The sequence below is a fragment of the Vibrio ichthyoenteri ATCC 700023 genome (genome assembly GCF_000222605.1).
Taxonomy (GTDB): domain Bacteria; phylum Pseudomonadota; class Gammaproteobacteria; order Enterobacterales; family Vibrionaceae; genus Vibrio; species Vibrio ichthyoenteri.
Map to the genome: position 1 here is coordinate 21930 of NZ_AFWF01000194.1, position 26297 is coordinate 48226.

Below are 26297 nucleotides of genomic sequence, written 5' to 3' on the forward strand. Positions count from 1 at the left end.
TTGCTACTTAATCATCTTCAACGCTGAACAGATTTTCCATACTCAAACCTTGTTTGATCAGGATTTCACGTAAACGACGTAAACCTTCTACTTGAATCTGACGCACACGCTCACGTGTTAGGTTGATTTCGCGTCCCACTTCTTCAAGCGTTGAGGGTTCATACCCAAGCAGACCAAAACGGCGAGCTAAAACTTCTTTTTGCTTAGGATTGAGTTCATCGAGCCAATTAATCAATGAATCTTTAATATCATCGTCTTGCGTTGATACTTCAGGATCGGAGTGTTTCACATCCGGGATGATATCCAACAATGCTTTTTCACCATCACCACCAATAGGTGTATCGACCGAGCTGATACGCTCATTCAGACGCAGCATTTTACTCACATCATCAACAGGCTTATCTAATTGCGTTGCAATTTCTTCTGCCGTTGGCTCATGGTCAAGCTTTTGAGAAAGCTCTCGAGCAGTACGCAGGTATATGTTTAGCTCTTTGACGACGTGAATCGGTAAGCGAATGGTACGTGTTTGATTCATCAGCGCACGTTCGATGGTTTGGCGAATCCACCAAGTCGCATACGTTGAAAAGCGGAAGCCACGTTCTGGATCAAACTTTTCTACGGCACGAATAAGGCCTAGGTTGCCTTCTTCAATTAAATCAAGCAGTGCTAGTCCACGATTGCTATAACGGCGAGAAATTTTTACCACCAAACGCAAATTACTTTCGATCATACGTTTACGGGCCGCTTCATCACCACGTAATGCACGGCGTGCGTAAAGCACTTCTTCTTCTGCGGTTAATAGTGGTGAGAAACCAATTTCACCCAGGTAAAGCTGTGTTGCATCAAGGCTCTTATTAGAGACTTCATACTCTTCTTTCACCGTTTCATTGGTTGATGCTGATTTGTTTGCGGTTTGCTCTTCAACCTCTAACGTTTCCATGTTATTGAGATCAAATTCTTCAACTTTTGCTGCTGTATTGCTCATACTCATAGCGCCTCCCCATGGCGAGTTAGCAAGACATTTTATACATCCTATGCCGCTAATTTTTACTATTTGCAAGTCAAGTTATGGTAAGTAGCGCTTTGGATTCACCGACTTACCTTGGTAGCGTATTTCAAAGTGCAAGCGAACACTGTTGGTACCCGAACTACCCATTGTTGCGATTTTTTGTCCTGCTTTTACACTTTGTCCTTCGTGTACTAGCAACTTATCGTTGTGCGCATATGCGCTTAAATATTTATCGTTATGTTTTATTATTACGAGGTTGCCATAACCTCGTAGGGCATTACCTGAATATACGACGGAACCCGCTGCAGTAGACGTAATGGCTTGGCCACGCTGGCCGGCAATATCAATGCCCTTGTTGCCTTGATCGCCTGCAGAAAAATTCTTAATTACTCTCCCTTTTGTTGGCCATAACCAGCTGGAAACTTTAACGTTAGCAGGTGTCGTTGAATTGACACTTTTATTAACATTCTGTTTACCTTTAGAGCCAACATACTCCTTTGGTTTAGATTGTTCAACCCCTTTGGAAGCCGTTTTTTGTGCTACTGGTTTCTTAGCGACAGGCTTGCTTGCTGTAACTTGTTGATTAGAGTTTTTGCTCGACGGTGACGGTTTTGCAGCGGTTGCGGCGACAGCCCCCGCCGCTACTGAGCTAGTGGTCGCGACAGTAGTGGCTTTCCCATAGGAAGGTGCTTGATATGCGGGTTGCCACAATTTAAGTTTTTGCCCAGGATAAATTGTGTACGGCGCTTGTAAATGATTGAAACGTACAATGTCGTTTACATCTTTATTGGTGACATAGGCGATAAAATAGAGCGTATCTCCACGCTCTACTTCATAGTAACTTCCGCGGTAGCTGCCGCGTGAAATTGCATCATAATCTTTATTCAAGCTTGATACTGGCGCGGGGGAATGAGCAGCACACCCAACTAGTGCGCTACCTAAAGCAAACATCAATAATGAATTAGACTTAACAAACATGATTAAGCGAGATCACCTGCAATTAACGGCACAAAACGCACCATTTCAATCAATTGAGACTGGTACTCGCCATCGCGACGAGTGATTTTTAATAACTGCTGCTCATCAACGCCAACCGGTATCACCATGATGCCGCCTTCATTGAGCTGTTCAAGTAATACCGATGGAATAGAGTCAGCGGCTGCAGTAACAATAATGGCGTCAAACGGCGCTTTCGATGCCCAACCTTGCCAACCATCGCCATGCTTGGTTGAGATATTATAAATATCTAATTGTTTGAGGCGACGTTTCGCATCCCATTGCAATGCTTTAATTCGCTCAATGGAATAGACATGGTCAACTAATTGAGCCAGTACAGCGGTTTGATATCCCGACCCAGTCCCTACTTCTAGGACCTTACTTTCTCTTTTAAGTTCAAGGATTTCAGTCATCTTAGCCACGATGTAGGGCTGAGAAATCGTCTGTCCATGACCGATCGGTAAAGCATTATTATCATAAGCCTGATGCAGCATCGCTTGAGAAACAAAACTCTCGCGAGGCAGATGATAGATCGCATCCAATACCGCTTGATCGTGAATGCCACTAGCGACAAGAAACTGCTTTAATCTGTCGGCATGTGGGTTTGCCATAGCTAATTACCTTTTAACCAATGATTCATTGCAGGGAGAGATTCGTGTGCCGTCAGATCCACCTGCAAAGGCGTAATCGAAACATAGCCATGTTCCACTGCGTAGAAATCTGTACCTTCTCCTGCGTCTTGCTCTTTACCTGGAGGGCCAAGCCAATAGATATCATGCCCACGAGGATCTTTCTGCTTGATCATATCTTCTGCGTGATGACGCGCACCTAATCTTGTGACTTGCGTACCTGATAGCTCGGCAAACGGGCGATCAGGGATATTGACGTTCAAAAGTCGATTGGTTGGGATTGGTCGCTGTAAATGTTGTTTCACCAGATCGATAGCAATTTGCGCTGCTGTCGCAAAGTGTTGCTTACCCACGAGTGAGAGAGCAATAGATTGCACGCCAAGGAAGTGTCCTTCCATTGCCGCAGCCACCGTACCAGAATAAAGCACATCATCACCAAGATTCGCGCCATGGTTAATACCCGAGAGCACAAGATCAGGTAAGTCACCTTTCATCAACTCGTTCAAAGCAAAGTGCACACAATCTGTTGGTGTCCCTTGCACTGAATAGGTTGCATCCGCGATTTTATTCACGCGCAGTGGTTGCTCTAGCGTCAATGAATTAGACGCACCTGAACGATTGCGATCAGGCGCAACAATCACGATATCGGCAAACGGCTTTAGAGCATTAGCCATGGCGTGGATACCTTCGGCATTCACACCATCGTCATTGCTTAGCAAAATTTTCAATCGACGTTCCGTGTTGACAGAGGAGATCATGAATACACACGCTCCACTTCGATCTCTTCAATCAGTTCACGAACGATAGATGTCGCAAAACACCCTGAATCCAAAGCAAAGCTTAGAGTAATGCTATCGCCATCGACTGACCAAGTGAGATCTTGGGCTTTCAAAGCAATACTACGACGATCGTGTCGCATACGATTACCGCGAATTAATGCCATCAAATCAGGCTCAGAATCAAGGCATGGTTGCTCTAACAACAAAGCGTCATCTTGCGTTGGTAGCGCGTTATCACCCGCCATTGAAGCGCTAATTTGCATGCTATCGTTAGCCACTGACTCTTGTACGCTAGCGAGGTTATCTGACGTCACCAAGATCGGTTTAGCATTGGTTACACCGGTTTCTTCATCACTCATTTTTACATCGCTTAAAGCGACATCACCCAAGATAACTTGAGTAAAATTGTTTTGCTCAATGCGCGCAGAAACAATCTTATTGAAAATCCATGAACGAGCACTAGAAAGAAACAGGCTGCGCTTGTTTTGATCTTTGGTACGAACGTTGTTGCGTCCCCAGCGACGTGCTTCGCTTAAGTTATTGCCTTTGTGACCAAAGCGCTGGCTACCAAAGTAGTTCGGCACGCCGGTTTCCGTGATCGTTTCTAAGCGGCGAACAACATCAGCCACGTCAGTCACTTCAGACATCGTCACAACAAAACCATTACTCGTATGATCACCCGGACGTAGCTTTTTGTTATGGCGGTCGGTCTTGATGATTTCGATCTGAGGGTACTGCGCTAAGAACGCAGAAAAATCCGGTGTTTCACCTTTTGGCAAGTGTACACTCAACCATTGCTCTGTCACCGCGTGGCGGTCTTTTAAACCCGACCAACTAACATCTTTTGATTTTACGCCACATGCTTTTGCCAGTTCATTGGCAACAAAAGCGGTATTCTCGCCAGTTTTGCGTATACGCACCATCAAGTGCTCACCGTGTCCGGCAAACTCAAACCCTAAATTTTCGAAAACTTGGAAGTGCTCAGGTTGTGCTTTTAGCTTACCTTGAGCGGTTGGTTTACCCGTTAGGTAAGCCAATGGAGATAGAATATCTGACATGATGAGTTCCATCGCTGAACTTAACCATAAGCGTCAAGGATGACGTCCTATCGCGAGCTCAACGATTAAAAATTAATTTTGTTTAACCAGTAATACCACCGCTTCACAAGCGATGCCTTCTTTACGGCCCGTAAAGCCTAAGCGCTCTGTCGTGGTCGCTTTCACATTGACGTTGCCAAGATCCGTTTCAAGATCCAGGGCAATTGCCGCGCACATCGCTTCGATATGTGGGGCCATTTTTGGCGCTTGCGCCATAATGGTCACATCCGCATTGCCCAAGGTGTAACCTTGTTCTTTGACTCGACGATAGACATCACGCAGCAACATACGGCTATCAGCCCCTTTCCATTCATCATCTGTATCAGGGAAATGACGGCCAATATCACCCGCTGCAATCGCACCAAGTAACGCATCACAGAGTGCATGCAAGGCAACATCCCCATCAGAATGGGCAATCAATCCCTGTTCATACGGAACGGCCACACCACCAATAATGACTGGGCCTTCACCACCAAATTTATGTACATCGAAGCCGTGACCAATTCGCATCATGTTTTATCCTTTTTCTCGCTCAAGATAGAACTCTGCTAACGCTAAATCTTCTGGCTGAGTGATTTTAATATTGTCCGCGTAACCTTGCACTAATGCAGGCTGTAAGCCAGCCCATTCAAAGGCAGAGGCTTCATCGGTAATCATAGCACCCGCGGAAAGAGCATCACTTAAAATGCGCGTTAACGGTTCTGTTTTAAACATTTGTGGGGTTAATGCATGCCACAACGCTTCGCGATCTACCGTATGGTCTATATTGCCATTTTGGTTTGATCGCTTCATCGTATCACGCACCGGAGAAGCCAAGATCGCTCCAACATCGTGTGCCTGTGATACAGAAATCAGTGTATTTAAGTCTTCCATCCGCACGCATGGACGCGCGGCATCATGCACCATCACCCATTCACCTAACTGCTGAGCTTGCACATATCGCAGCGCAGACAAAACAGAATCAGCACGCTCTTTTCCACCAGAAACACGAATCACTCGCGGATCGGAGGCAATGCTTAACTCAGGAAAATAAGGGTCGCCATCAGTAATGGCAACAACGACAAGTGCCACCGCGCTGTGTGCTAACAGTTTTTCAACCGTATGCTCAAGTACCGTTTGTTGGCCTATAGTGAGGTATTGCTTAGGTTTGCCCGCTTTCATGCGGCTGCCAACACCGGCGGCAGGAACAATCGCAACAATAGATTGCAACAGCATAGAATCAGGGGATTGAGTCACCATTATTTGTGATCATCTCCAATAATGCGGTAGAAGGTTTCACCTTCTTTAACCATACCAAGTTCATGACGAGCACGCTCTTCGATAGCATCAAGCCCTTGGCGCAAATCATCAATTTCGGCAAACATTTCATTATTACGCAGAGCAAGGTTAGCATTAACCTGATTTTGCACTTCAATATCCGCACTGACCACTTGAAAGTCAGTGATACCATTCTTGCCCAGCCACAAGGTGTACTGAAGCCAGCCAAATAGTAATAATAAGATCAGAGCAAAAGCGCGCATAAATTTTTGTTAAAGAAGAGAAATAGAAAGACCACATATATACCACAATGTCGCTAATGGCGCGAGATTGGGTTATGTGGTCTTAGCAGGAAAGTGGGGATGAGTTAGTTAAAAGCTAAAAATGCCAGTAAACCAAAGCCCAAAATCAAACGGTAAATCACAAATGGCAGCATACCCATCCGAGAAATAAGCTTTAAGAAGAAGTGAATACAAATATAGGCACTAATAAATGATGTGATGATACCGGTCGCCAACACAGAGAAATCAATCGCAGCACCACTTTCTACTAGCTTAAGGCTCAAATACCCACCCGCGAGTAAAATAATAGGAATCGACATTAAAAATGAAAAACGCGCTGCCGCTTCACGGGTAAAGCCCAGATAAAGTGCCGCGGTAATCGTTGCACCAGAGCGAGAGGTGCCGGGGATCATTGCCATCGCCTGAGCGATACCAATAAACAGCGCCTTCTTCCATGTGGTTTGGTATTCATCTTCAACCAAGCTAGCATTCTTATCGACATACCAAAGCAACAAACCAAACACGATGGTGGTAATCGCGATAATCCAAGCGCTGCGCAAATAGATTTCGATGATGTCTTTCATCAATAAACCGAAGATACACGCTGGGATCGTTGCTAGTACGATCATCCAGGCCAATTTCGCTTCTTTGCTGCGTTCACCTTTAAAGATTGAACCGAAAAATGCCGATAGCAAGCTTACAACTTCAGTGCGGAAATAGATCATCACCGCCGCTAATGTACCAACATGCACAGCCACATCGAACGCCAAACCTTGATCGGCCCAGCCAAACACTGCCGAAGGTAGAATCAGGTGAGCAGAGCTGGAGATCGGTAAAAATTCAGTTAAGCCTTGGATCAAGGCCAAGATAAACGCTTCAAATGTACTCATTTTACTCTCATTTACGACAAATCAAAAAAACCATGGCTTAACCATGGTTAAAACTTCAGGGTAATTGGTAGAGGTAAAAATTTGATTAATCGTTCTACCATCTCCTGGGACAACTAATTGTGGGCATAGTTCATTAAGTGGTTGAATCACAAATCCAAATTTATAAATATCTTCACGTGGTATTTGCGGTTGATGTTCACTCACCAACTCTCCAAATAAGATGATATCCAAATCCAATGTGCGAGCCTCAAACTTAGCGGCGTCTTCCCTTCGCCCCCATTTAAGCTCTATCTTACGCAGGGCATGTGAAAATTCCGTGACTTCCAGAGCGGTTTTCATTTTCACCACTAGATTGTAAAAAGGCTCACTTTTGAAACCAACCGCTTCACACTCATAAATTGTAGAGATTTGTAACTCTTCTCCAATTCGAGACAATTCGACAATGGCAGTCTCAATGTGCTTTTTACGATCAATATTGGAGCCAACCCCAATATAAGCCGTGATCATAGCTGTCCGCGTTCGATCACTACACCGACGCCTTTGGCTTGAGGTACCGCACCCGGTTTGGTTAAACGGATCTTGATCCATGGCACACAAAATTGTGACATGATCAACTGCGCCACTTCTTCTGCTACACGTTCAACCAATAGAAAGCGTCCACCAGCGATATGGTTAATCACCGCCGCACTGACTTGGGCATAGTCCAAAGCATCAGCAACGTCATCACTCTTTCCAGCAACGCGATTGTCATGTGCCATTTCAATATCCAGCACAAGTTTTTGCTTAATCTCTTGCTCCCAGTCGTAAGCACCAATAGTCGTGATTACTTCAAGTTGTTCGATAAATACTTTGTCCATTCTTCGTCGCTTCCTATACAGGTCGGATACCCAATAAAGAGAAAAAATCGTACTATTTAGTCATCAACTACTTACAGTAAGTAGTTAGAGCACGATATGATATCAATTACTTGCACCATAGACACTTTTTTCATCGAGTTGACTCTTTATGACGCCATTAGCACTAGCCATGATCATTTCTGCCTATTTACTAGGTTCGATCTCTAGTGCCGTCTTGATCTGCCGGATCTTGCGCCTGCCCGATCCCCGTAAAGTGGGCTCCAACAACCCTGGTGCGACCAATGTTTTGCGCATTGGTGGGCGTAAAGCCGCGTTATCAGTATTGCTGTGTGACATGCTCAAAGGCACCATTCCTGTCTGGGGCGGCTATTTACTAGAAATTGATCCGATAATGCTGGGGATTGTCGCCATTGCGGCATGTCTTGGTCACATGTACCCACTATTTTTCCACTTTTCTGGCGGAAAAGGGGTCGCCACCGCGCTAGGGGCAATCGCTCCGATCGGTTTAGATCTTACCGGCATGGTGATCGCAACCTGGATCATTACTGCTTTTATCTTCCGGATTTCATCACTGGCTGCTCTGGTCACCGTATTACTGGCACCAATGTACACTTGGATGATCAAGCCACAATATACTCTGCCGGTTGCTATGCTTTGCTGTTTGATCGTCTTCCGTCATCATCAAAACATCCGCCGACTATTCGATGGCACCGAACCTAAATTGGGTAGTAAAAAATTCAAATAACCCTCTTTATACCCAACAAGCAATGATATAAAAAAGGCCTCTTCAGAGGCCTTTTAAATTTTTCGAACAGCATCATCTTAATGCAATGCCTCACCCAAAAAATCACTTAATAACGCCGTGACAAATTCAGGTTGCTCTAGATTTGAAATATGACCTGCGTTCGGGATTTGCACCAACTGCGCACCATCAATGCAATCTTGCATTAAGTACGACTCTAAATAAGGACGAGGGGCATCTTCCGCTCCCACCGCAATTAAGGTCGGTAACGTAAATTTATACAGTTCATCAATCAGATCTCGACGACCAAATACCATGCGGCCAATTTTTACAATGGCCTCAGCTCGCTCAGCTTTGATTTGAGCAAGATGTCGCTTAAACATTGCTACTAACTCCGGGTTATCTTGTTCGGCGTTGCGAGCAAAAAACAGAGGTGTCACCGCTTCAATGAGAGCTTCTGGTACATGCTTAACCGTATTGATGGTATCTAGCATAGCGAAATACTTTTTATGTGCGACTTCAGGCTCTAAGCCGACAAAGGTATCCATTAATGCAATCGCGCGAACACGTTGCGGCGCCAGTGCAACGACCTCTGCCCCCCACATACCGCCAACAGATAAACCGACGATCGCAAATTGATCAATATTAAGATGATCCATTAATGCCAAGATCTGCTTGGCGTAGTCTTGCAACGATCTTGTCGCGCTTGGAGCATTGTCGGATTCACCATGTGCCCAAAGATCAGGCACGATACAACGGAATGATTGACTTAACTGCTCGATTTGCGGCGCCCACATCTGGCTGTCCCACAAATAACTATGACCAAACAGCACCACCGGGCCTTGACCCACATCTTGATACGCCATTTCACGGCCATCGATCGCAAATTTATTCACACTTCTATCCATTGTGTCGCTTTCCTATCGTTACTCGATATTGCAGATCTACATTTATCCATTGTTTCAATGCGATGGCAACCTGAAATTAGTCAATTTTTTACTACCCTATGGACTGCAAAAATAACGCAAAAAAAAGGCCGCTGTTAAAGCGACCTTGATTCAAATTTATCGTTTATGCGATAGGTTCAAGCTGATCAATCGGCCAACGCGGCTTCGCTTCAACAGAAAGATCCGTGGCTTCGCTATTTTTCAAACGCTGCATACCCGCGTACGCGATCATCGCACCGTTATCGGTACAAAATTCCGTACGTGGGTAGTAAACCTCACCGCCGATTTTTTGTGCCAACTTACCCAGTTCAGCGCGCAGACGCTTGTTCGCACTCACTCCACCCGCAATAACGATACGTTTAAATCCGGTTTGATCCAATGCACGTTTACATTTGATCACCAAGGTGGCACATACCGCTTCTTCAAACGCCAAAGCAATATCAGCACGAGTTTGATCATCGTTACCATTTGCAGCAATAGTGTTAGCCGTAAACGTTTTAAGACCAGAGAAGCTCATATCAAGCCCAGGGACATTCGTCATCGGACGTGGGAACTTAAAACGACCCGGAGTGCCTTTCTCTGCCAATTTCGACAACAGTGGACCTCCTGGGTAATCAAGCCCCATCAGTTTTGCGGTTTTATCAAATGCTTCACCAGCGGCATCATCCACAGACTCGCCGAGAATTTTGTATTCACCGATCCCTTTCACTTCAACCATCATCGAGTGACCGCCAGAAACCAATACCGCCACAAACGGAAATGGTGGTGGGTTGTCTTCGAGCATAGGAGCAAGCAGGTGGCCTTCCATGTGATGAACGGCTACCGCTGGAATGTTCCACGCGTAAGCCAAGCTGCGACCAATCGTTGCGCCCACAAGCAGTGCTCCTGCAAGACCAGGGCCTGCGGTGTAGGCAATACCATCGATATCCTTCGGCGTAAGATTCACTTCAGCCATCGCCGCTTTGATCAGCGGAATGGTTTTTTTAACGTGATCACGCGAGGCCAATTCAGGCACGACACCGCCGTAATCGGCATGCAGTTTTACCTGACTGTAAAGCTGGTGAGAAAGCAAACCCTTCTCATCATCATAAATAGCAATGCCTGTTTCATCACAAGAGGTTTCAATACCGATAATACGCATGGTTAACTCGGAAGGCTTCTGTCGACTGTTTCAAATTGGCGCCAATCTTACCTTGCCTTGGCTTGGCAAACAAATTTTGTACCATTAGAAGTGGCAAAACTCTGTTGCAATCACAGGCGATGACAGACAGCAATAATTGGTTGGAATGATGCTAACGTTCTACAGTTAATCTTAGTTTTATCAGTAATGACAATAGATTAGCGCACACATAAAAATTAATCTCCACGGTTGAATTAGGTTAATTTTTTGATTTAGAGATGTTAAGCGACTAAATTTGTGCATTAACCCAAATCCATGCGCCTGCCAATCAAACTATACCTTGGCGTTGCATGGATATATACTCGACAAAATGCTTTACAAAGCTATTGTGATCGGATTAAAATTCCGCACCATTTTTGATCAAGCTGGTTATAGACCGAACAGCATGTTTGGACTACCGATGCCAGCGTTAACGAATAACCCCTGAGGTGAAAGGCATATGCCAGTAGTTAAAGTACGTGAAAACGAACCGTTCGACGTTGCACTACGTCGTTTCAAGCGCTCTTGCGAAAAAGCAGGTATCCTTTCTGAAGTGCGTCGTCGTGAGCACTACGAAAAACCAACTACAGTTCGCAAACGCGCTAAAGCAGCAGCTCAAAAGCGTCACGCTAAGAAGCTAGCTCGCGAAAACGCTCGTCGCGTTCGCCTGTACTAATAACTAAGTCCATTAGGAAATAGTTATGGCTCTCATTGATACTCTCAAAGACGAGCAAAAATTAGCGATGAAAGCCAAGGATAAATTACGCCTTGGCACTATTCGTTTAGCCTTGGCAGCCGTTAAGCAACGTGAAGTTGACGAACAGATCACTCTGAACGACGACGACATTCTTGCTGTGCTGACTAAAATGGTTAAACAACGTCGCGACTCTGTCGCTCAATACGAATCAGCGGGTCGTCAAGATTTAGCTGACGTGGAAAGCGCCGAAATTACAGTACTTGAGGATTTTATGCCTCAACCGTTAACCGAAGAAGAAGTTGCGCAGCTTATTGAAGCGGCAATTGCTGAATCTGGTGCCGCGGGCATGCAAGACATGGGTAATGTAATGGGCGTTCTTAAACCACAAATTCAAGGGCGTGCAGATATGGGTAAAGTAAGTGGTTTAGTTCGCGCTAAGCTGGCTTAATTACCCAACCCTATTGCAACAAGCCGTGCATTCCATTGGATAGCGCGGCTTGTTTGTATCTGAATACATGAAATAATCGACTGTTTCTGCGATACTAAATTGCGTCGCTCACTCTATTCTCTTTTCTTTTTTGTTAGGTTTTATGGCTGGACACATCCCTCGCAGTTTTATTGATGACCTCCTAGCTCGACTTGATATCGTCGATATCATTGACGCACGCGTGAAACTTAAGAAAAAAGGCAAGAACTACGGCGCTTGCTGCCCCTTCCATAACGAGAAAACCCCATCCTTTAGCGTTAGCCAAGAAAAGCAGTTCTATCACTGTTTTGGCTGTGGTGCGCATGGTAATGCCATCGACTTCATGATGGAGTACGAGCGCCTTGAATTCGTTGAAGCGATAGAAGAGCTTGCCTCTTTCATGGGCCTTGATGTGCCTCGTGAGCAGCGCCAAGGAGGTGGCTTTCGCAACGATCAACCGCAAGCAAGCAGTGATCAAAAGCGCTCTCTTTATGATCTTCTGGGTAGCGTTGGCCAGTTTTATCGTGACCAACTTAAGCAATCCAAAAGCAAGATCGCCATTGATTACTTAAAAGATCGCGGGCTTTCTGGCGAGATCGTGCAAAAATTTGGTATCGGTTACATCCCTGACGAATGGGATCTGGTACGTAAAAACTTCGGACAGCAGAAAAACAGCCAAGACATGCTCGTTTCAGGCGGCATGTTAATCGAAAACGACAAAGGCAATCGCTACGATCGTTTTCGTGGTCGAGTCATGTTCCCTATCCGTGATCGTCGTGGCCGTGTAATTGGTTTTGGTGGCCGAGTGATTGGCGAAGGCACACCAAAATACCTCAATTCTCCCGAAACGCCAGTGTTCCATAAAGGCAAAGAACTGTATGGTCTTTATGAAGTTTTACAGGCGTATCGTGAACCACCTCGTATCCTTGTCGTAGAAGGCTATATGGATGTGGTTGCTTTAGCGCAATATGGCGTCGACTACTCGGTAGCCTCGCTTGGCACCTCGACCACTGGCGATCATCTACAAGTTCTGTTTCGTCAAACGAGCTTAGTAGTGTGCTGTTACGACGGCGACCGAGCTGGACGTGAGGCTGCATGGCGAGCAATGGAAAACGCCTTGCCCTATTTGACCGATGGCCGACAGCTGAAGTTTATGTTTCTACCCGATGGCGAAGATCCCGATTCGTACATTCGTCAGCATGGAAAACAAGCATTCGAGCAGCAACTCGATTCGGCAACCTCATTGTCTGAATTTATGTTCAGTTCATTGATGCAACAAGTCGATATGTCAACGAGAGAAGGCATGGCAAAACTCACCAGTCTTGCTATTCCACTGATTGACAAGGTACCCGGTGGCACCTTAAGACTCTATTTAAGAGATCTACTAGGTAAACGCCTCGGTTTAATGGATGAGCGCCAACTTCAGCAATTAATTAGCAAAGAAGGACAAAAAGAAGAACGTCCTCAGCCACACAAAGAGATTAAACGCACACCAATGCGTGAGGTGATCGCTTTGCTAATTCAAAATCCGAGCTATGCTGAAATGGTACCGGAGCTAAGTAGTGTAAAGAATCTATCGGTTCCAGGATTAAGTTTATTCATTGAGGTGCTTGAATATTGTCAATCGCACCCCCATATCAACACAGGCCAATTGCTTGAGCATTGGCGAAATAGTCGCCATGAGGCCCTATTGTCACGTCTCGCAGGATGGCTAATCCCTCTCGTAGACGACAATGAAAAAGATATATTTTTAGATTCATTGGATAAAATCTTGTCCCAGTGCGTCGAAAAGCAAATTGAAAATCTGCAAGCCAAAGAAAGAAGCATCGGTTTATCAGCCGAAGAGAAAAGGGAGCTACTAGCGTTAATGCTAGATTTAAAAGCGTAACCCTGTTTGATTAGGCAGCACACAATTAATTTGTTAACATGTATGGTTTGCATATCGCATACTAATTCCTTCACCAGATACTAAGTTGGATACCGTCTATGGATCAAAATCCGCAGTCACAGCTAAAACAACTTGTCATTAAAGGCAAGGAACAAGGCTATCTGACCTACGCAGAAGTTAACGACCACCTGCCTGCAGAAATCGTAGATTCTGAGCAGGTTGAAGACATCATTCAGATGATTAATGACATGGGTATTCGAGTAGTTGAAACTGCTCCGGATGCTGATGATCTTGCACTGAACGATGATGACGCCATCACCGATGAAGATGCAGCTGAAGCTGCTGCAGCGGCACTTTCAAGCGTTGAAAGTGAAATTGGCCGCACAACAGACCCAGTACGTATGTACATGCGTGAAATGGGTACGGTTGAGCTGCTAACTCGCGAAGGTGAAATCGATATCGCTAAGCGTATCGAAGATGGTATCAACCAAGTTCAAAATGCCGTTGCAGAATACCCAGGTACTATTCCTTACATTCTAGAACAGTTCGACCGTATTCAAGCTGAAGAGCTACGTCTTACTGATCTGATTACAGGTTTTGTCGATCCTGATGCTGATGAAACGGCAGCACCAACCGCAACGCATATCGGCTCGGAACTAACCGAAACTGATCTTAAAGATGAAGATGATGATTCTGAAGAAGACAGTGACGACGATAGCGATGACGAAGAAGCTGAAGAAGATACTGGTATTGATCCTGAACTTGCGCTCGAGAAGTTTACTGCTCTACGCAACACATTCCAGAATCATCAGCTAGCGGTAAATGAACACGGTCAAGAAAGTGCACAAGCACAGCAAGCTCACGAGCTTGTGATTGATGTGTTTAAAGAATTCCGTTTAACGCCAAAGCAATTCGACTACCTAGTTGAAGAGCTACGTACTTCAATGGAACGCGTTCGTACTCAAGAACGTCTTATCATGAAGGCAACGGTTGAATACGGTAAGATGCCGAAGAAATCATTCATCACGCTATTTACTGGCAACGAATCAAGCAACGCTTGGTTAGATGAAGTTCTTGCATCAGATAAACCATACGCAGATAAAATTCGTCAAAGCGAAGATGATATCCGTCGCTCTATCCTGAAGCTAAAAATCATCGAAGAAGAAACTTCTTTGACGGTACAAAGCATCAAAGATATCAGCCGTCGTATGTCTATCGGTGAAGCGAAAGCTCGTCGTGCTAAGAAAGAGATGGTTGAGGCGAACTTACGTCTAGTTATCTCGATTGCTAAAAAATACACCAACCGTGGTCTACAATTCTTGGATCTAATCCAAGAAGGTAACATCGGCTTGATGAAAGCAGTTGATAAATTTGAATACCGCCGTGGTTACAAATTCTCAACTTACGCAACTTGGTGGATTCGTCAGGCAATCACTCGTTCGATTGCAGACCAAGCTCGTACTATCCGTATTCCGGTTCACATGATCGAAACGATCAACAAACTAAACCGTATCTCACGCCAAATGCTGCAAGAGATGGGTCGTGAACCGCTACCGGAAGAACTTGCTGAGCGCATGCAAATGCCTGAAGACAAGATCCGTAAAGTACTGAAGATCGCTAAAGAGCCAATCTCAATGGAAACACCTATCGGTGATGACGAAGATTCGCACCTAGGTGACTTCATCGAGGATACTACGCTAGAACTGCCTCTTGATTCAGCAACGGCGACAAGCCTACGTGCTGCAACTAAAGATGTTCTTGCTGGCCTAACACCTCGTGAAGCGAAAGTACTGCGCATGCGTTTTGGTATCGATATGAACACTGACCATACTCTAGAAGAAGTGGGTAAGCAGTTCGACGTTACTCGTGAACGTATCCGTCAGATCGAAGCAAAAGCACTACGTAAACTTCGTCACCCAAGCCGCTCAGAAACACTGCGCAGCTTCCTAGACGAGTAATTCGTAAGCGATTAAAGAAAAAGGTGAGCTCTGGCTCACCTTTTTTGTATCTAGCGCGTTTAACTGAATAAAAACTAAACGGAATTACCCCCTCCTCGGCTAGACACTACAGGGCGCTTCCCCTATAATCAGTCACCTAATTCGGCCCCTTAGCTCAGTGGTTAGAGCAGTCGACTCATAATCGATTGGTCCCCAGTTCAAGTCTGGGAGGGGCCACCAAATTTAAAAAAGCTCGTAGAGAAATCTACGAGCTTTTTGCTTTTCTCTTCCCCTAAATCTAGCCATGGGCTCAACCTCAAATTAACCCTCTAATTTTCTGTTTATTTAGAACGCTGGCTAGTAAAATCCGCAGCGGTTAGAAAAATATAAGCTGTAGTTATTATGCCAAATAGCGAAATCGTGGTTTTTCCGTGGAACCCCAATTTTGAAACTGGAATAGATCACATTGATGCCCAGCATAAGACGTTGTTTCAACTGGTCAATAAACTCGCCAACTCTTTAGTGCATGAAAATCGTATTGAAGTTGCCGAAGTGTTTGATGAACTCGCCAATTACGCGACCTATCACTTTGCTGAAGAAGAACAAATATGGGCAGAGCATTTCCAGTGTGACCACTGGATGTTGTCACACACCCATGCCCACAATTCTTTTTTACCTGATATTGAAAAAATCAAACGTGATGCCATCACCAACTGCTGGCAGGATACGATTGAAAACGTACTGCAGTTTCTTATTCGCTGGCTCGCGCTACACATCCTTGATGATGACAAAAAAATGAGCCTGGTCGTCAATGAACTAAAAAATGATGTTAGCCTTAGCGAAGCAAAAAAAGCGGCAAAAAGACAGATGCGCGGCTCTGTCGGCGTGTTGATTGATACCGTATTAACCATGTACGATGAATTGTCTTCACATGCAATTGAACTGATTCGAGAAAAGCATCGCCGTATCATTGCTGAAAAGAACCTCACCGCACTCAATGCTCAACTGCAGCAACAAGCAATGACGGATCAACTGTCAGGCCTCTTCAACCGACGTCATTTCATGGCAATAATCGAAGCCAAAATTCAAAAGGCGAACCGGGGAAAATCCCCCCTTTGTTTTATATCGTTAGATTTGGATTTATTTAAATCCATTAATGACACGCTTGGCCACCTTAAAGGTGATGAAGCAATTGAGCGAGTGGGTAGCGTATTGGCCCAAATAACAGCCGATAACAATGGCTGTGCCTTTCGTATGGGTGGTGAGGAGTTTTTGCTTGTAGTGGCAAATCGCGCCCACCATGACGGCCTAACGCTCGCAGAATTAATTCGTCTTAAAATTGCTAACATTGTACTGACCAATCAAGAAAAAAAACTTAGCCATCATCTGACATGTTCAATTGGTGTGTTTTGCCATACCCCACAACACGATGAAGACTTTTTGTTTTTCTTAAACAAGGTGGATGATGCGCTATATCAAGCAAAATCTGCCGGCCGCAATAGCGTTATCTCAGCCAATCAAAAAGCATCATGATCACCAGCTAGATATCACCGCTAAAAACAAAAATGGCTACCTAGGGTAGCCATTTTTAATGTTGCATTTATTGTGGATTAAATCGCCCAACCACCAGCATAAAACGCGACAAGGATGGCGGTCAAAATAACAATACCAAAGCTCAGTTTCTTCCATTCACCTGAGACGACACGGCCAACAACGAGACATAGAAAACCCAACATAATACCGGTTACGATATTCGCGGTAAGTACGATGAATACCGCACAAACAAGCCCAGACAGCGCATCAATCGAATCGGAGAAATCTAACTTACTCACATTGCTTAGCATCAGTAAGCCTACATACATAAGCGCAGGCGCAGTCGCATAGCTTGGAACTAGATAGCTAATTGGTGAAATGAATAGTAGTAGTAAAAACAATACGCCCACGACCACCGCCGTCAGACCGGTTTTACCACCAGCAGCGGTACCTGCCGCAGACTCAATATAAACAGCAGCCGGCGCTCCACCAACAGCACCTGAAACAATGCTACTAACAGAATCCGAAGTCAGTGCTTTACCGCCATCAATGATGTTGCCATCTTTATCAAGCAAGTTTGCTTGGCCAGCGACTGCACGAATAGTACCGGTCGCATCAAAGATAGCTGTCATCACCAGCGCAAGTACACTCGGAAGTACTAATGGGCTAAACGCCCCCATGACATCCATCGTACCAAACAGAGAGTTCTCACCACCAAACGATGGCATGGCGAACAGACCATGGTAGGTCACATTTGGATCAAAAATAAGACCAAGAATGGAAATGACCACGATCACCAGTAAGATACCGCCCGGTATGCGACGCTTCTCTAAGCCAAAGATAGCAGCAAGACCTAATACTGACATCATGACTGGCAAAGATGTGAAGTCACCGAATTTAACTGGCAGGCCTTCAGCAAGGTTCTTTTCAACGATACCAACGCCATTCGCAGCAATCAGCAACAAGAACAGGCCAATACCAATGCCTGTACCGTGTGCAATACCCACCGGTAGGTGCGTCAAGATCCATTGACGCAGACCCGTTACCGTTATCGCGGTAAACACTACCCCCATTAGGAACACAGCGCCCAGAGCTACAGGGATAGAAACGCCCTGCCCAAGCACAAGGCTGAATGCCATAAAGGCAGTTAAGGATATAGCACAACCAATCGCCATCGGCAGGTTTGCCCATAGCCCCATCAATAATGAACCAAACGCAGCCACTAAACAGGTTGCAACAAATACCGCACCTTGATCAAACCCTGCCGCACCCAACATGCTTGGCACCACAATCACCGAATAGACCATGGCGAGAAAAGTGGTTAATCCTGCAAGCATTTCTTGGTGAACATTACTGCCTCGCTGCGTAATTAAAAAGAAGCTATCGAGCTTACTTCCCATTGGAGATGATGCGTTTTGGTGGTTCTCAGTATGTTGAGAAGGAGTCTTATCAGACATGTGATTTCCTATTCGATTTTATGACGCGATACCATAAGAAGCATTGAAGTCTGCTTAGCGACTTAGCTTTCAACACTTGGTTGGAATAGATCATTAGTGGATATTTTACAAAGCAATACTTGGCTTAAACACAGCAACTCGAGTTTGCACTCTTGTTTAAAGGCGGAGAAACTACAGGGTTATTTTGCTGATGACAAGTAATTTAAACCTTTGCGGCAAACGATACCGTCCCGCAGTACAACAAGGCTCGCCAGTCACTAACCATGCTTAACATTTTAACCTTCAAGCACTTATTGCTGACTCAATAATGCCAACTTAATTGTGCTCCTATTCAAGCGAAATTCATACCCATTATGACTTTGCTTCGTTGATAGAAAGCACCACAGCCACTCGTGAGACCGACAATGAAGAGAGTACAAATGAGTTTAGACACGCTACAATACAGCAAAGATTTGAGTTGAAAATTTAATGACGAAGCAGGATAACGATGCAGCTTGATTATACCTACCAATGCCTATCCACCATGCCTAGAGATGAGCTTGAACAACTGAGCCTTAAAATGATTCATCGCTTAGTGCCTGAAGATTATCTGAGTGAAATATTCACCTTTGATGGGGAAGAAACGGAATCAGAAGACAAACTACATGAAGCTCAACTGGATGCGATGTTACGTCTTAATGCCATCGCGCTGAGCCAATTACCAGCACTGTTTCAAGAGTCAGAAAATGCAGAGCAAAATACGCTGCGCATGCAACGTCTGCTGCTATGGCATTTTTACGCTATTTCCTTCCACCTTGAGCGAGCTATTTCTTTAGAAGTGCATTGCAACCACGTTGAAGTACTCCTAAAACAGAGCCCAGAAAACACCTTGGAATGGGTCACAACCTTAACGGATTTATTGCGTCAATACGCTAAGATTGCGCAGTAATGTAAATAACGACGGACATCAAGTCACACACGGTGATTAGATGTCCTGACACTCAAGTCGTGATATATTGAATCACGATCAAATATAGGTTGTGATTGTCTATTTATATGGAAATTAAACTTCATTCAAACGCTGCGACCACACCAAAAATTCGCAAATATATTAAGAATTCCGATAAGTCAGATGCCGAACTCGCACATGAGCTAAGCATCTCAATCGATACCGTCAAAAAGTGGCGTCACCGTGAAGATGTCTACGATAAATCCCATCGTCCTAAAGTGATTCATCGTCGCCTAACTCCAGAGCAAGAATGGCTTATTATCTATTTGCGCCATCGTCTTTCGCTATCCCTTGATGAGCTACTCGAAGTGGCACAATTGCTCATCAATAAAGCACTATCACGCGCTGTTCTCAATCGTTGCTTGAAAAAATACCAAGTACCTAGAATGACAAAGCCCACTCTTTGTCAAAGTGGAACCGTCCTCGTTGATATGCTCAAATTGCCCACCGAGTTAGCTCAAAAGTCACCTTACTTACTTGTATTAACCGAACAATATTCAGGTTTTGTCAGCTTTGCTTTAGTCCAATCATTGGATGATAAATATGCTATTGAGGGTCTAAATGAGTTTGCTAAGCATGCTCTACCCTACACCATTAAACAGATGGTGTTACCTGAGTTGCCTTTCGCTACCCAATGGGCAGAGAGCATGGATATTGAATGGCAAATGCATGATGAAATGACCCGTTTTACTTTAGAAACGGAACAAGCGGTGAATTTTCATCAAAGCTATGATTGCTTCCTTGATGGTGAACACTTTGACAAGCGATTAGGCTTACCTTCTATTTTGTTATGTTATGAAGATTTACTGAATAAGCGCGTGATGCGCAGTCGATTAAAAAGCCTAACGCCAAGTGGTTACTGGAAAAATAAAACAGGGAGCTAAAGCTCCCTGTTCTTCTAGCAGATAACCAAACATTTTAAGCTTGAGATACCTTTCTTAAATCAATGATTTCTTCAGCCATATCCATCAATAACACTGCGTTCATCAGATGATCTTGAGCATGCACCATCACAATATGAACGGGGAGCTTACCTTCGCCCTCATCATACTCAATCAATTGTGTTTGAATGTGGTGCGCCTCTTTCAATGCTTGCTTAGCACTAGAGATTAATTCATCAGCGCTCGCAAAGTTTCCTTGTCGAGCTTCTCTCATCGCATTCATCAACATGCTACGACATTGACCAGCTTGTACGATAAGCGACATTACCCACTCTTCGTATTGCTCTTTATCCATAGCCAATCCCCTTAAACCGCCATACTCATCGCTTGAGCAAGGATTTTCTTACCATCTGTCATTCCGTAGTCCATCATATTGATCAGCGCGATAGGACGGTTATGACTATTAGCAACCGCTTGAAAGTCATTAAGCTTGTAACTGATTTGAGGAGCCAATAAATAACAATCGAACTCGCCAGCACAGTCGTCAAAATCTTGTGAACCTTTGGCTTCAATCAGTGCATCAATCCCTTCAGCTTGCGCCGCTTCTTGCATACGTTTTACCACCAAACTGGTCGACATTCCCATATCGCAGATAAGCAAAATCTTTTTCATATTCAACTCCTAGTTATTCTATTGGTGCGGTAATACGCGCTTGGTAGGCATCCATCCAATCAGAGGTTGCCGGGGAGTAATGCGTAAAACCTTGTTGATCACGTTCACAAACATAAACCGTTGCCGGATGTTTGGCCGTTATAACAGAAAAAGAGAAACTATCGATATTGGTTGCAGCGCCAAATTCACCTTCTTTGTTGATGCAAACCACAGACAAGTCACCTGCTTTTCCATAACGGGCGATGAGTTTTTGTTCCAACTCTCGTACAGTACTGTCAGCCGCTTGTTGTGGAGTCATCCCCTCCCCCATGCGACGGACGATTTCATAACTAATGCAACCTTTCATCAGGTCCTCACCAAGGCCTGTTGCAGTTGCAGCGCCAATATCACTATCGGCATAATAACCTGACCCAGATACTGGTGAATCACCTACGCGACCAGGGCGTTTCATGAATAAACCACTGGTTGAAGTACCAACACAGATATGGCCGTCAGTATCCAGCGCAGCAATACCGACAGTATCATGCCCAGTGTAAGGAGAAAGTCCTCGCAAAATCGTTTCGCGACAACGCTTCACATAATGCTGCTGAGCACGCTCAGTCAGCATGTTTTTCTTCTCAAACCCTTGGTCAAATGCCCATTGCTCAGCACCCTCTCCAACCATAAAACTATTGAAGCGCTCGCGGCTTAGCTTCTCTGCAACCAAAATGGGGTTTGCGATATCTTTTACGCTCGCTATCGCCCCTAGGGCCATCGTAGTGCCATGCATAAAAGCGGCATCCAACTCAACGACCCCTTTCTCATTTGGTAAACCACCGTAGCCAACACTTTTGTAATATGGGTAGTCTTCAACACGAGCGACTGCCGTTAGCACAGCATCGCTCGCTGTCTGTGAGTCTTGCAACATCTCAGCGCCTTCACAAATGCCATCAAATGCCATTCGCCATGTGGCGATAATTCCCCAGTTTTTTGTTTCCATTGATTAAGCCTTTGCCGTTTCTAATGTTGGTTGTTGTTCTGTTTCTTGGGGTACTTCTGCACTGCGATATTGTTTATCGATAATACGAAGGAACGGGAGATATATCATGGCACCAATCGTTAGGTTGACTATCTGCATAACCGCTCCGGATATGCTCGCCGTCACAATAAAGCCGGATAATACCGGAGGTAATGTCCAAGGAATAAAGGCTCCCGTAGTGGTTGATACCAAACCTATCGACATTACTACGTATTGCAAAGTAACCAACACTAATGGCACCAAGTTAAATGGAATCAACATGATTGGGTTCATGATAATAGGTAGACCAAATAGCACTGGCTCATTGATATTAAAAATGGATGAACCTGCGGCCAATTTGCCCACTTTCTTAATATGTTGAGAACGAGCAAACATCAAAATAGCGATGATCAACGAAAGCGTTGCACCCGCGCCGCCCATCCAAATAATGTCAAAAAATTGCTCAGTCACAACATGGGGTGGCGTAACACCATTCGCCATTGCACTTAGGTTATCTTGCTGGTTTTCAGCCCAGACAGGACGCATGATGCCATTCACCATTGAGCCACTGTTAATGCCTACAGACCAAAGCAGGGTAATGGTTAACGATGTCATTAATGCGCCAAAGTAAGAGGTACCAAATGATCGAACGGGTGTTGCCAATACATCATAAATAAACTGATGAATGGTGTTGAAATCAGTCACGGCGAAGGCAAGGCGAATCGCAAGCGCTAAACATAAAACGACGGTCGCAGGCACTAACGCCGCAAACGACTTCTCAACAGCTGGTGGAACGCCATCTGGCATTTTGATTGTAATGCGCTTTTCGATAAACCAACGGAAAATTTCTGTCCATAGTAGAGCTCCGATCATCGCAACAAATAGGCCTTTCGAGCCTAACCATTCGGTAGGAATAACCGTACCAACACCTTCAACATAAGCAAATGGAGTTAAAACCATAAATGCTGAAAGAGATAAGACGCCAGCCGAAATTCGGTCAACTTTGTAACGCTCTGCAAGACGGTATGCGACCATAAAAGAGATAAACAGAGACATTCCAGAGAAGATAACCGAAAACGGTATTTCTATATTCGCTCCCCAATTAGGGCCAAAGATCGAAGCCATAAAATCTTTGTAGCTAGCGCTAGGGAAAGAACTAATAACAAGTAAGATTGAACCAACGATGATAAACGGCATAAATGAGATATACGCATCGCGAATCGCTCCTAAGTGGCGCTGTTGAGCCACTTTTCCAGCAATTGGCATCATGCGACTTTCAATAAAGCGCATTACCTTTTCCATATAAACCTCCAATAAGCAATCATGTGATACTTCATTAAGTGTGCATAGATATTAAGATGATTAAATTCAAATTAACTTGGCTTAAATCACATCACTGCTATTTTTGTATCACATGATTGCATTATGAATTGCGTTTGTGATCTACCCCTCGAATTCATTATTTCAGTGCCAATAGCACGCGTGCCTAACCGTAACCAACCTTTCATTTTTACCTCACGAAATTGCAGTATCTCTGACATATTCGCCGCCTAGACTTGCTCTGTGCTGTTATATATCGAGGAACATATGGAAGTGATAAGTCCTTTTCGCCTGCCGCGTAAAACCCCATTCGGCTTGGCTGAACATGTAACTGAATGGGCGACGGGCCTAAGCCAACTAGACAAATTTTATGCTCAGCGCCCAGTGCATTGTGATACCGAAACCTTTTTGCGTTTTACCTTGCAAGTCCTTGGCATTGACTACCAAGTAGTGAAAGGTTCAATCAATCAAGTTCCGACGGAAGGGGCGACAGTGATTGTTGCCAACCATCCGCTTGGGTGTGTCGAGGGGGTGATTTTGGCTGAAATGCTATTGATGATCCGCCAAGATCTCAAGATCCTTGCCAATCATTATCTCAAGACCGTGCCTGAGTTGGATAAGCTCTTCATTGGCGTTGATGTACTCAATGGCAAAGATGCCGTCAAAGCGAATCTCAGAGCAATGCGCGAAGCTCATCGCCATGTGGCACAAGGCGGTTTATTACTGCTGTTTCCTGCTGGAGAAGTGTCGCAACTGGTCAATGGAAAAACCAACCAAGTCGAAGATAAAGAGTGGAGCCGTTCAGTCAGTGCATTGATTAAGCGCAGCCAAGCGACAACCATTCCAATCTTCATTCATGGGCAAAACTCAAAGCGTTTTTATATGGCCGGTAAAGTGCATTCTTTATTACGCACACTGATGCTTGGCCGAGAACTACTGAATAAATCTCAGCAACCGATTGAAATTACCATCGGTAGCGCGATTCGTTACAAGGAAATCAGCGCGCTCAACGACGATTGTTTAGTCAGTTACTTACGCCTAAATACTTACCTATTAAAACCTCAATCAACCAACCACCGGCTATTTTCCACCTCGAGCCATTCAGATGTTCCAGCGCAACCTATCTCTGCACCACTCAATCTAAATCGCCTCGAAGCTGATTTTGCCGATATTCCCAAACAAGACCACCTACTAACCAGTGGCGAATTTGAGGTGTACTGCACGCGAGCAAAATATATCCCTAATCTACTGTATGAGATTGGCCGCCTACGTGAAGAAAACTTCCGAGCGGTTGGTGAAGGTACTGGTAAAGCCTTGGACATCGATCACTTTGATCCTCACTATCGTCATCTGTTTGTTTGGGATTCCAGCCAGCGCCGGTTAGTGGGGGCTTATCGTTTAGGCTTGGTAGATCGTTTAATCGATCACTGTGGGATGAATGGCCTCTATTCCAGGACGCTGTTTAATTATGATCAGCGATTCTTAGACCGAATGGGCAAATCAATCGAACTTGGCCGCTCAGTTATCGCGGCAGAATACCAACGCAGCATGAGTGCTTTATTGCTGCTATGGAAGGGCATTGCTACTTTTATTCAACGTAATCCCGACTACACCCATCTATTTGGCCCCGTCAGTATTAGCAACGATTACAGCCCAAGTGCGCGCCAACTACTCGCTGAATCGATGGAAATGCATCACTTTGACGGTCATGGCGCACAATTAGTGAAAGCTTCACACCCTTTACGCAACAAGCACACCCATTGGAACACCAGCATGTTAAGTGCTTTGGGCGACTTGCAGCTTCTTTCACGAGTAATTGCGCGTCTGGATGAAGGGAAAAGCGTACCAGTCCTTCTACGCCAATATTTGGCTTTGAATGGCAAATTGGTCAGCTTTAATGTCGATCCTGACTTCAACAATGCTTTGGATGGCCTGATCGTCGTTGATTTACGCCAAGTACCACTAAAAACACTCTCCCGCTATATGACCAAGCCGCTCGCAGAGCAGTACCTCAACTTACACCAAGCTTGATGGTCAATAATGCAACACGGCAAAACCCTTTCGTTTTGCCGTGATCCCTTCCCCATATTTAATAACACGATCATTCTCTAATGAAGAGGATTTGCGCATCATAACGACGTGACAATATCGATCAAATCCTGATTCTACCCCAACAACAAATAGCCATTAAGCACAATCATCCAACTTATCTTTACCAATCAGAATGTCACGCCCTTGACGGTAATCAATAGAACAAGAACCCTGATCCCTGCTCAATTCGTCATGACAGGAAGTTATAATAATGAACACATGGTTTAAACCAGCCGTCACCGCTATCGCCGCACTCTCCGTTGGCTTTGCCTCACTCAATGCTTTTGCTCAAGAGCAAGTTTATCGTCTAAAACTCGCAGAAACGTGGGGGCCAAATACGCCAATTCTCGGTGATGCATCGAAAAACATGGCCAAACTAGCCGAAGAAATGTCTAACGGTCGCCTACAAATTCGTATTGATTCAGCCAACAAACATAAAGCGCCACTCGGTGTATTTGATATGGTCAAATCAGGCCAATACGATATGGGCCATTCCGCCTCCTATTACTGGAAAGGTAAAGTGCCAAACACTTTGTACTTTTCGGCAATGCCGTTTGGCATGATGTCGACTGAGCAATACGCATGGTTTTACCGTGGTGGTGGTATGGAGCTCATGCAAGAAGTGTATGCACCGCACAACCTCCTGTCTTTCCCTGGAGGCAATTCCGATATTCAAATGGGCGGGTGGTTTCAAAAAGAGATTAAGACCATCGATGATCTAAAAGGC

Annotated in this window: 27 protein-coding genes, 1 tRNA gene and 1 pseudogene; 11 read left to right on the forward strand and 18 right to left on the reverse strand. The window is 44.8% G+C overall.

The annotated features are described in order from the left end of the window. Positions 1-7 precede the first annotated feature (7 nt). The 11 genes from rpoS to folB all read right to left on the reverse strand — a co-directional run bounded on the left by rpoS (position 8) and on the right by folB (position 7795). Positions 8-991 carry an RNA polymerase sigma factor RpoS gene (gene rpoS, locus RH85_RS13750; RefSeq protein WP_006713302.1) on the reverse strand — a complete coding sequence of 328 codons (984 nt, stop codon included), beginning with the start codon at positions 989-991 and terminating at the stop codon, positions 8-10. A 75-nt stretch (positions 992-1066) separates the two neighbouring features. Continuing rightward, positions 1067-1987 (reverse strand): murein hydrolase activator NlpD, encoded by a 921-nt coding sequence (gene nlpD / locus RH85_RS13755; protein ID WP_006713304.1) that lies wholly within the window; start codon positions 1985-1987, stop codon positions 1067-1069. A 2-nt stretch (positions 1988-1989) separates the two neighbouring features. Next, complete coding sequence (locus tag RH85_RS13760) at positions 1990-2616, reverse strand: protein-L-isoaspartate(D-aspartate) O-methyltransferase (protein WP_006713305.1); 627 nt, start codon at positions 2614-2616, stop codon at positions 1990-1992. Positions 2617-2618: 2 nt separating this feature from the next. Further along, positions 2619-3362, reverse strand: coding sequence for a 5'/3'-nucleotidase SurE (gene surE / locus RH85_RS13765; protein ID WP_006713307.1), 744 nt, complete (start codon positions 3360-3362; stop codon positions 2619-2621). A 26-nt stretch (positions 3363-3388) separates the two neighbouring features. After that, positions 3389-4471 (reverse strand): tRNA pseudouridine(13) synthase TruD, encoded by a 1083-nt coding sequence (gene truD, locus RH85_RS13770; protein ID WP_006713309.1) that lies wholly within the window; start codon positions 4469-4471, stop codon positions 3389-3391. 72 nt (positions 4472-4543) lie between these two features. Next, entirely contained in the window at positions 4544-5023 is a 480-nt protein-coding gene (gene ispF, locus RH85_RS13775; protein WP_039949057.1) for a 2-C-methyl-D-erythritol 2,4-cyclodiphosphate synthase, read from the reverse strand. A 3-nt stretch (positions 5024-5026) separates the two neighbouring features. Beyond that, positions 5027-5749, reverse strand: a complete 723-nt coding sequence (ispD, locus tag RH85_RS13780; protein WP_006713313.1) for a 2-C-methyl-D-erythritol 4-phosphate cytidylyltransferase — start codon at positions 5747-5749, stop codon at positions 5027-5029. Further along, complete coding sequence (gene ftsB / locus RH85_RS13785) at positions 5749-6030, reverse strand: cell division protein FtsB (RefSeq protein WP_006713315.1); 282 nt, start codon at positions 6028-6030, stop codon at positions 5749-5751. The genes ispD and ftsB overlap by 1 nt, the downstream gene beginning before the upstream one ends. Positions 6031-6134: 104 nt before the next feature. Beyond that, the gene (locus RH85_RS13790) at positions 6135-6938 is read right to left on the reverse strand and encodes an undecaprenyl-diphosphate phosphatase (RefSeq protein ID WP_006713317.1); all 804 of its coding nucleotides are present in this window, start codon (positions 6936-6938) and stop codon (positions 6135-6137) included. Positions 6939-6959: 21 nt separating this feature from the next. Beyond that, complete coding sequence (folK, locus tag RH85_RS13795; RefSeq protein WP_006713318.1) at positions 6960-7445, reverse strand: 2-amino-4-hydroxy-6-hydroxymethyldihydropteridine diphosphokinase; 486 nt, start codon at positions 7443-7445, stop codon at positions 6960-6962. After that, positions 7442-7795 carry a dihydroneopterin aldolase gene (gene folB, locus RH85_RS13800; RefSeq protein WP_006713319.1) on the reverse strand — a complete coding sequence of 118 codons (354 nt, stop codon included), beginning with the start codon at positions 7793-7795 and terminating at the stop codon, positions 7442-7444. Before folB ends, folK begins: the two co-directional genes overlap by 4 nt. Before the next feature lie 148 nt (positions 7796-7943). Here folB and plsY point away from each other — a divergent pair, with 148 nt between their 5' ends. After that, the gene (gene plsY, locus RH85_RS13805) at positions 7944-8540 is read left to right on the forward strand and encodes a glycerol-3-phosphate 1-O-acyltransferase PlsY (protein WP_006713320.1); all 597 of its coding nucleotides are present in this window, start codon (positions 7944-7946) and stop codon (positions 8538-8540) included. Positions 8541-8617: 77 nt separating this feature from the next. Here the strand turns inward: plsY and RH85_RS13810 are convergent, their stop codons facing one another. Together RH85_RS13810 and tsaD are read right to left on the reverse strand one after the other, a co-directional pair. Next, on the reverse strand, positions 8618-9445 hold the full coding sequence (locus RH85_RS13810; protein WP_174269581.1) for an alpha/beta fold hydrolase: 828 nt from the start codon (positions 9443-9445) through the stop codon (positions 8618-8620). 163 nt (positions 9446-9608) lie between these two features. Beyond that, positions 9609-10625 (reverse strand): tRNA (adenosine(37)-N6)-threonylcarbamoyltransferase complex transferase subunit TsaD, encoded by a 1017-nt coding sequence (gene tsaD, locus RH85_RS13815; RefSeq protein WP_006713322.1) that lies wholly within the window; start codon positions 10623-10625, stop codon positions 9609-9611. A gap of 478 nt (positions 10626-11103) precedes the next feature. Here tsaD and rpsU point away from each other — a divergent pair, with 478 nt between their 5' ends. The 6 genes from rpsU to RH85_RS13845 all read left to right on the forward strand — a co-directional run bounded on the left by rpsU (position 11104) and on the right by RH85_RS13845 (position 17164). Then, positions 11104-11319, forward strand: coding sequence for a 30S ribosomal protein S21 (gene rpsU, locus RH85_RS13820; RefSeq protein ID WP_001145625.1), 216 nt, complete (start codon positions 11104-11106; stop codon positions 11317-11319). Between the two features lie 25 nt (positions 11320-11344). Then, positions 11345-11788 (forward strand): GatB/YqeY domain-containing protein, encoded by a 444-nt coding sequence (locus RH85_RS13825; RefSeq protein WP_006713323.1) that lies wholly within the window; start codon positions 11345-11347, stop codon positions 11786-11788. Positions 11789-11930: 142 nt separating this feature from the next. Next, a complete protein-coding gene (gene dnaG / locus RH85_RS13830) occupies positions 11931-13694 on the forward strand; it encodes a DNA primase (RefSeq protein WP_006713324.1) in 1764 nt (587 codons plus the stop codon). Between the two features lie 98 nt (positions 13695-13792). After that, positions 13793-15652 (forward strand): RNA polymerase sigma factor RpoD, encoded by a 1860-nt coding sequence (gene rpoD / locus RH85_RS13835; RefSeq protein ID WP_006713325.1) that lies wholly within the window; start codon positions 13793-13795, stop codon positions 15650-15652. A gap of 143 nt (positions 15653-15795) precedes the next feature. Beyond that, positions 15796-15871, forward strand: a tRNA-Ile gene (locus RH85_RS13840). Positions 15872-16033: 162 nt separating this feature from the next. Next, complete coding sequence (locus tag RH85_RS13845; RefSeq protein ID WP_006713326.1) at positions 16034-17164, forward strand: GGDEF domain-containing protein; 1131 nt, start codon at positions 16034-16036, stop codon at positions 17162-17164. Between the two features lie 77 nt (positions 17165-17241). Here RH85_RS13845 and RH85_RS13850 read toward each other — a convergent pair whose 3' ends face one another. Next, entirely contained in the window at positions 17242-18621 is a 1380-nt protein-coding gene (locus tag RH85_RS13850; protein ID WP_006713327.1) for an NCS2 family permease, read from the reverse strand. Between the two features lie 487 nt (positions 18622-19108). On the opposite strand from RH85_RS13850, the gene RH85_RS13855 reads away from it, so the two are divergent. Together RH85_RS13855 and RH85_RS13860 are read left to right on the forward strand one after the other, a co-directional pair. Then, complete coding sequence (locus RH85_RS13855; protein WP_006713328.1) at positions 19109-19549, forward strand: hypothetical protein; 441 nt, start codon at positions 19109-19111, stop codon at positions 19547-19549. A 107-nt stretch (positions 19550-19656) separates the two neighbouring features. After that, positions 19657-20493 (forward strand): hypothetical protein, encoded by an 837-nt coding sequence (locus tag RH85_RS13860; protein ID WP_006713329.1) that lies wholly within the window; start codon positions 19657-19659, stop codon positions 20491-20493. 34 nt (positions 20494-20527) lie between these two features. Here RH85_RS13860 and RH85_RS13865 read toward each other — a convergent pair whose 3' ends face one another. From RH85_RS13865 to celB, 4 genes are read right to left on the reverse strand one after another with little or no spacing between them, the layout of a single operon-like run. After that, positions 20528-20845 carry a PTS lactose/cellobiose transporter subunit IIA gene (locus RH85_RS13865; RefSeq protein ID WP_006713330.1) on the reverse strand — a complete coding sequence of 106 codons (318 nt, stop codon included), beginning with the start codon at positions 20843-20845 and terminating at the stop codon, positions 20528-20530. 11 nt (positions 20846-20856) lie between these two features. Continuing rightward, positions 20857-21162 (reverse strand): PTS sugar transporter subunit IIB, encoded by a 306-nt coding sequence (locus RH85_RS13870; protein WP_006713331.1) that lies wholly within the window; start codon positions 21160-21162, stop codon positions 20857-20859. A gap of 13 nt (positions 21163-21175) precedes the next feature. Further along, a complete protein-coding gene (locus tag RH85_RS13875; RefSeq protein ID WP_006713332.1) occupies positions 21176-22141 on the reverse strand; it encodes a glycosylasparaginase in 966 nt (321 codons plus the stop codon). 3 nt (positions 22142-22144) lie between these two features. Next, positions 22145-23461: a PTS cellobiose transporter subunit IIC gene (gene celB / locus RH85_RS13880; protein WP_006713333.1), complete on the reverse strand. Its 1317-nt coding sequence runs from the start codon at positions 23459-23461 to the stop codon at positions 22145-22147. Positions 23462-23746: 285 nt separating this feature from the next. On the opposite strand from celB, the gene RH85_RS13885 reads away from it, so the two are divergent. Together RH85_RS13885 and RH85_RS13890 are read left to right on the forward strand one after the other, a co-directional pair. Then, positions 23747-25510: a lysophospholipid acyltransferase family protein gene (locus RH85_RS13885; RefSeq protein WP_006713335.1), complete on the forward strand. Its 1764-nt coding sequence runs from the start codon at positions 23747-23749 to the stop codon at positions 25508-25510. 271 nt (positions 25511-25781) lie between these two features. Next, positions 25782-26297: pseudogene (locus RH85_RS13890) on the forward strand (ABC transporter substrate-binding protein); the annotation flags it as partial.

What these genes read in the sequence shown, in the direction of transcription:
- RH85_RS13825 (WP_006713323.1), top strand. Translation starts at nt 11,345, where the DNA reads ATGGCTCTCATTGATACTCTCAAAGACGAGCAAAAATTAGCGATGAAA.
- RH85_RS13870 (WP_006713331.1), bottom strand. Translation starts at nt 21,162, where the DNA reads ATGAAAAAGATTTTGCTTATCTGCGATATGGGAATGTCGACCAGTTTG.
- ispD (WP_006713313.1), bottom strand. Translation starts at nt 5,749, where the DNA reads ATGGTGACTCAATCCCCTGATTCTATGCTGTTGCAATCTATTGTTGCG.
- tsaD (WP_006713322.1), bottom strand. Translation starts at nt 10,625, where the DNA reads ATGCGTATTATCGGTATTGAAACCTCTTGTGATGAAACAGGCATTGCT.
- truD (WP_006713309.1), bottom strand. Translation starts at nt 4,471, where the DNA reads ATGTCAGATATTCTATCTCCATTGGCTTACCTAACGGGTAAACCAACC.
- rpoD (WP_006713325.1), top strand. Translation starts at nt 13,793, where the DNA reads ATGGATCAAAATCCGCAGTCACAGCTAAAACAACTTGTCATTAAAGGC.
- ispF (WP_039949057.1), bottom strand. Translation starts at nt 5,023, where the DNA reads ATGATGCGAATTGGTCACGGCTTCGATGTACATAAATTTGGTGGTGAA.
- RH85_RS13855 (WP_006713328.1), top strand. Translation starts at nt 19,109, where the DNA reads ATGCAGCTTGATTATACCTACCAATGCCTATCCACCATGCCTAGAGAT.
- RH85_RS13865 (WP_006713330.1), bottom strand. Translation starts at nt 20,845, where the DNA reads ATGGATAAAGAGCAATACGAAGAGTGGGTAATGTCGCTTATCGTACAA.
- ftsB (WP_006713315.1), bottom strand. Translation starts at nt 6,030, where the DNA reads ATGCGCGCTTTTGCTCTGATCTTATTATTACTATTTGGCTGGCTTCAG.
- RH85_RS13885 (WP_006713335.1), top strand. Translation starts at nt 23,747, where the DNA reads ATGGAAGTGATAAGTCCTTTTCGCCTGCCGCGTAAAACCCCATTCGGC.
- folB (WP_006713319.1), bottom strand. Translation starts at nt 7,795, where the DNA reads ATGGACAAAGTATTTATCGAACAACTTGAAGTAATCACGACTATTGGT.
- RH85_RS13810 (WP_174269581.1), bottom strand. Translation starts at nt 9,445, where the DNA reads ATGGATAGAAGTGTGAATAAATTTGCGATCGATGGCCGTGAAATGGCG.
- RH85_RS13760 (WP_006713305.1), bottom strand. Translation starts at nt 2,616, where the DNA reads ATGGCAAACCCACATGCCGACAGATTAAAGCAGTTTCTTGTCGCTAGT.
- rpsU (WP_001145625.1), top strand. Translation starts at nt 11,104, where the DNA reads ATGCCAGTAGTTAAAGTACGTGAAAACGAACCGTTCGACGTTGCACTA.
- RH85_RS13860 (WP_006713329.1), top strand. Translation starts at nt 19,657, where the DNA reads ATGGAAATTAAACTTCATTCAAACGCTGCGACCACACCAAAAATTCGC.
- dnaG (WP_006713324.1), top strand. Translation starts at nt 11,931, where the DNA reads ATGGCTGGACACATCCCTCGCAGTTTTATTGATGACCTCCTAGCTCGA.
- RH85_RS13875 (WP_006713332.1), bottom strand. Translation starts at nt 22,141, where the DNA reads ATGGAAACAAAAAACTGGGGAATTATCGCCACATGGCGAATGGCATTT.
- nlpD (WP_006713304.1), bottom strand. Translation starts at nt 1,987, where the DNA reads ATGTTTGTTAAGTCTAATTCATTATTGATGTTTGCTTTAGGTAGCGCA.
- RH85_RS13845 (WP_006713326.1), top strand. Translation starts at nt 16,034, where the DNA reads ATGCCAAATAGCGAAATCGTGGTTTTTCCGTGGAACCCCAATTTTGAA.
- folK (WP_006713318.1), bottom strand. Translation starts at nt 7,445, where the DNA reads ATGATCACGGCTTATATTGGGGTTGGCTCCAATATTGATCGTAAAAAG.
- celB (WP_006713333.1), bottom strand. Translation starts at nt 23,461, where the DNA reads ATGGAAAAGGTAATGCGCTTTATTGAAAGTCGCATGATGCCAATTGCT.
- RH85_RS13850 (WP_006713327.1), bottom strand. Translation starts at nt 18,621, where the DNA reads ATGTCTGATAAGACTCCTTCTCAACATACTGAGAACCACCAAAACGCA.
- RH85_RS13790 (WP_006713317.1), bottom strand. Translation starts at nt 6,938, where the DNA reads ATGAGTACATTTGAAGCGTTTATCTTGGCCTTGATCCAAGGCTTAACT.
- rpoS (WP_006713302.1), bottom strand. Translation starts at nt 991, where the DNA reads ATGAGTATGAGCAATACAGCAGCAAAAGTTGAAGAATTTGATCTCAAT.
- plsY (WP_006713320.1), top strand. Translation starts at nt 7,944, where the DNA reads ATGACGCCATTAGCACTAGCCATGATCATTTCTGCCTATTTACTAGGT.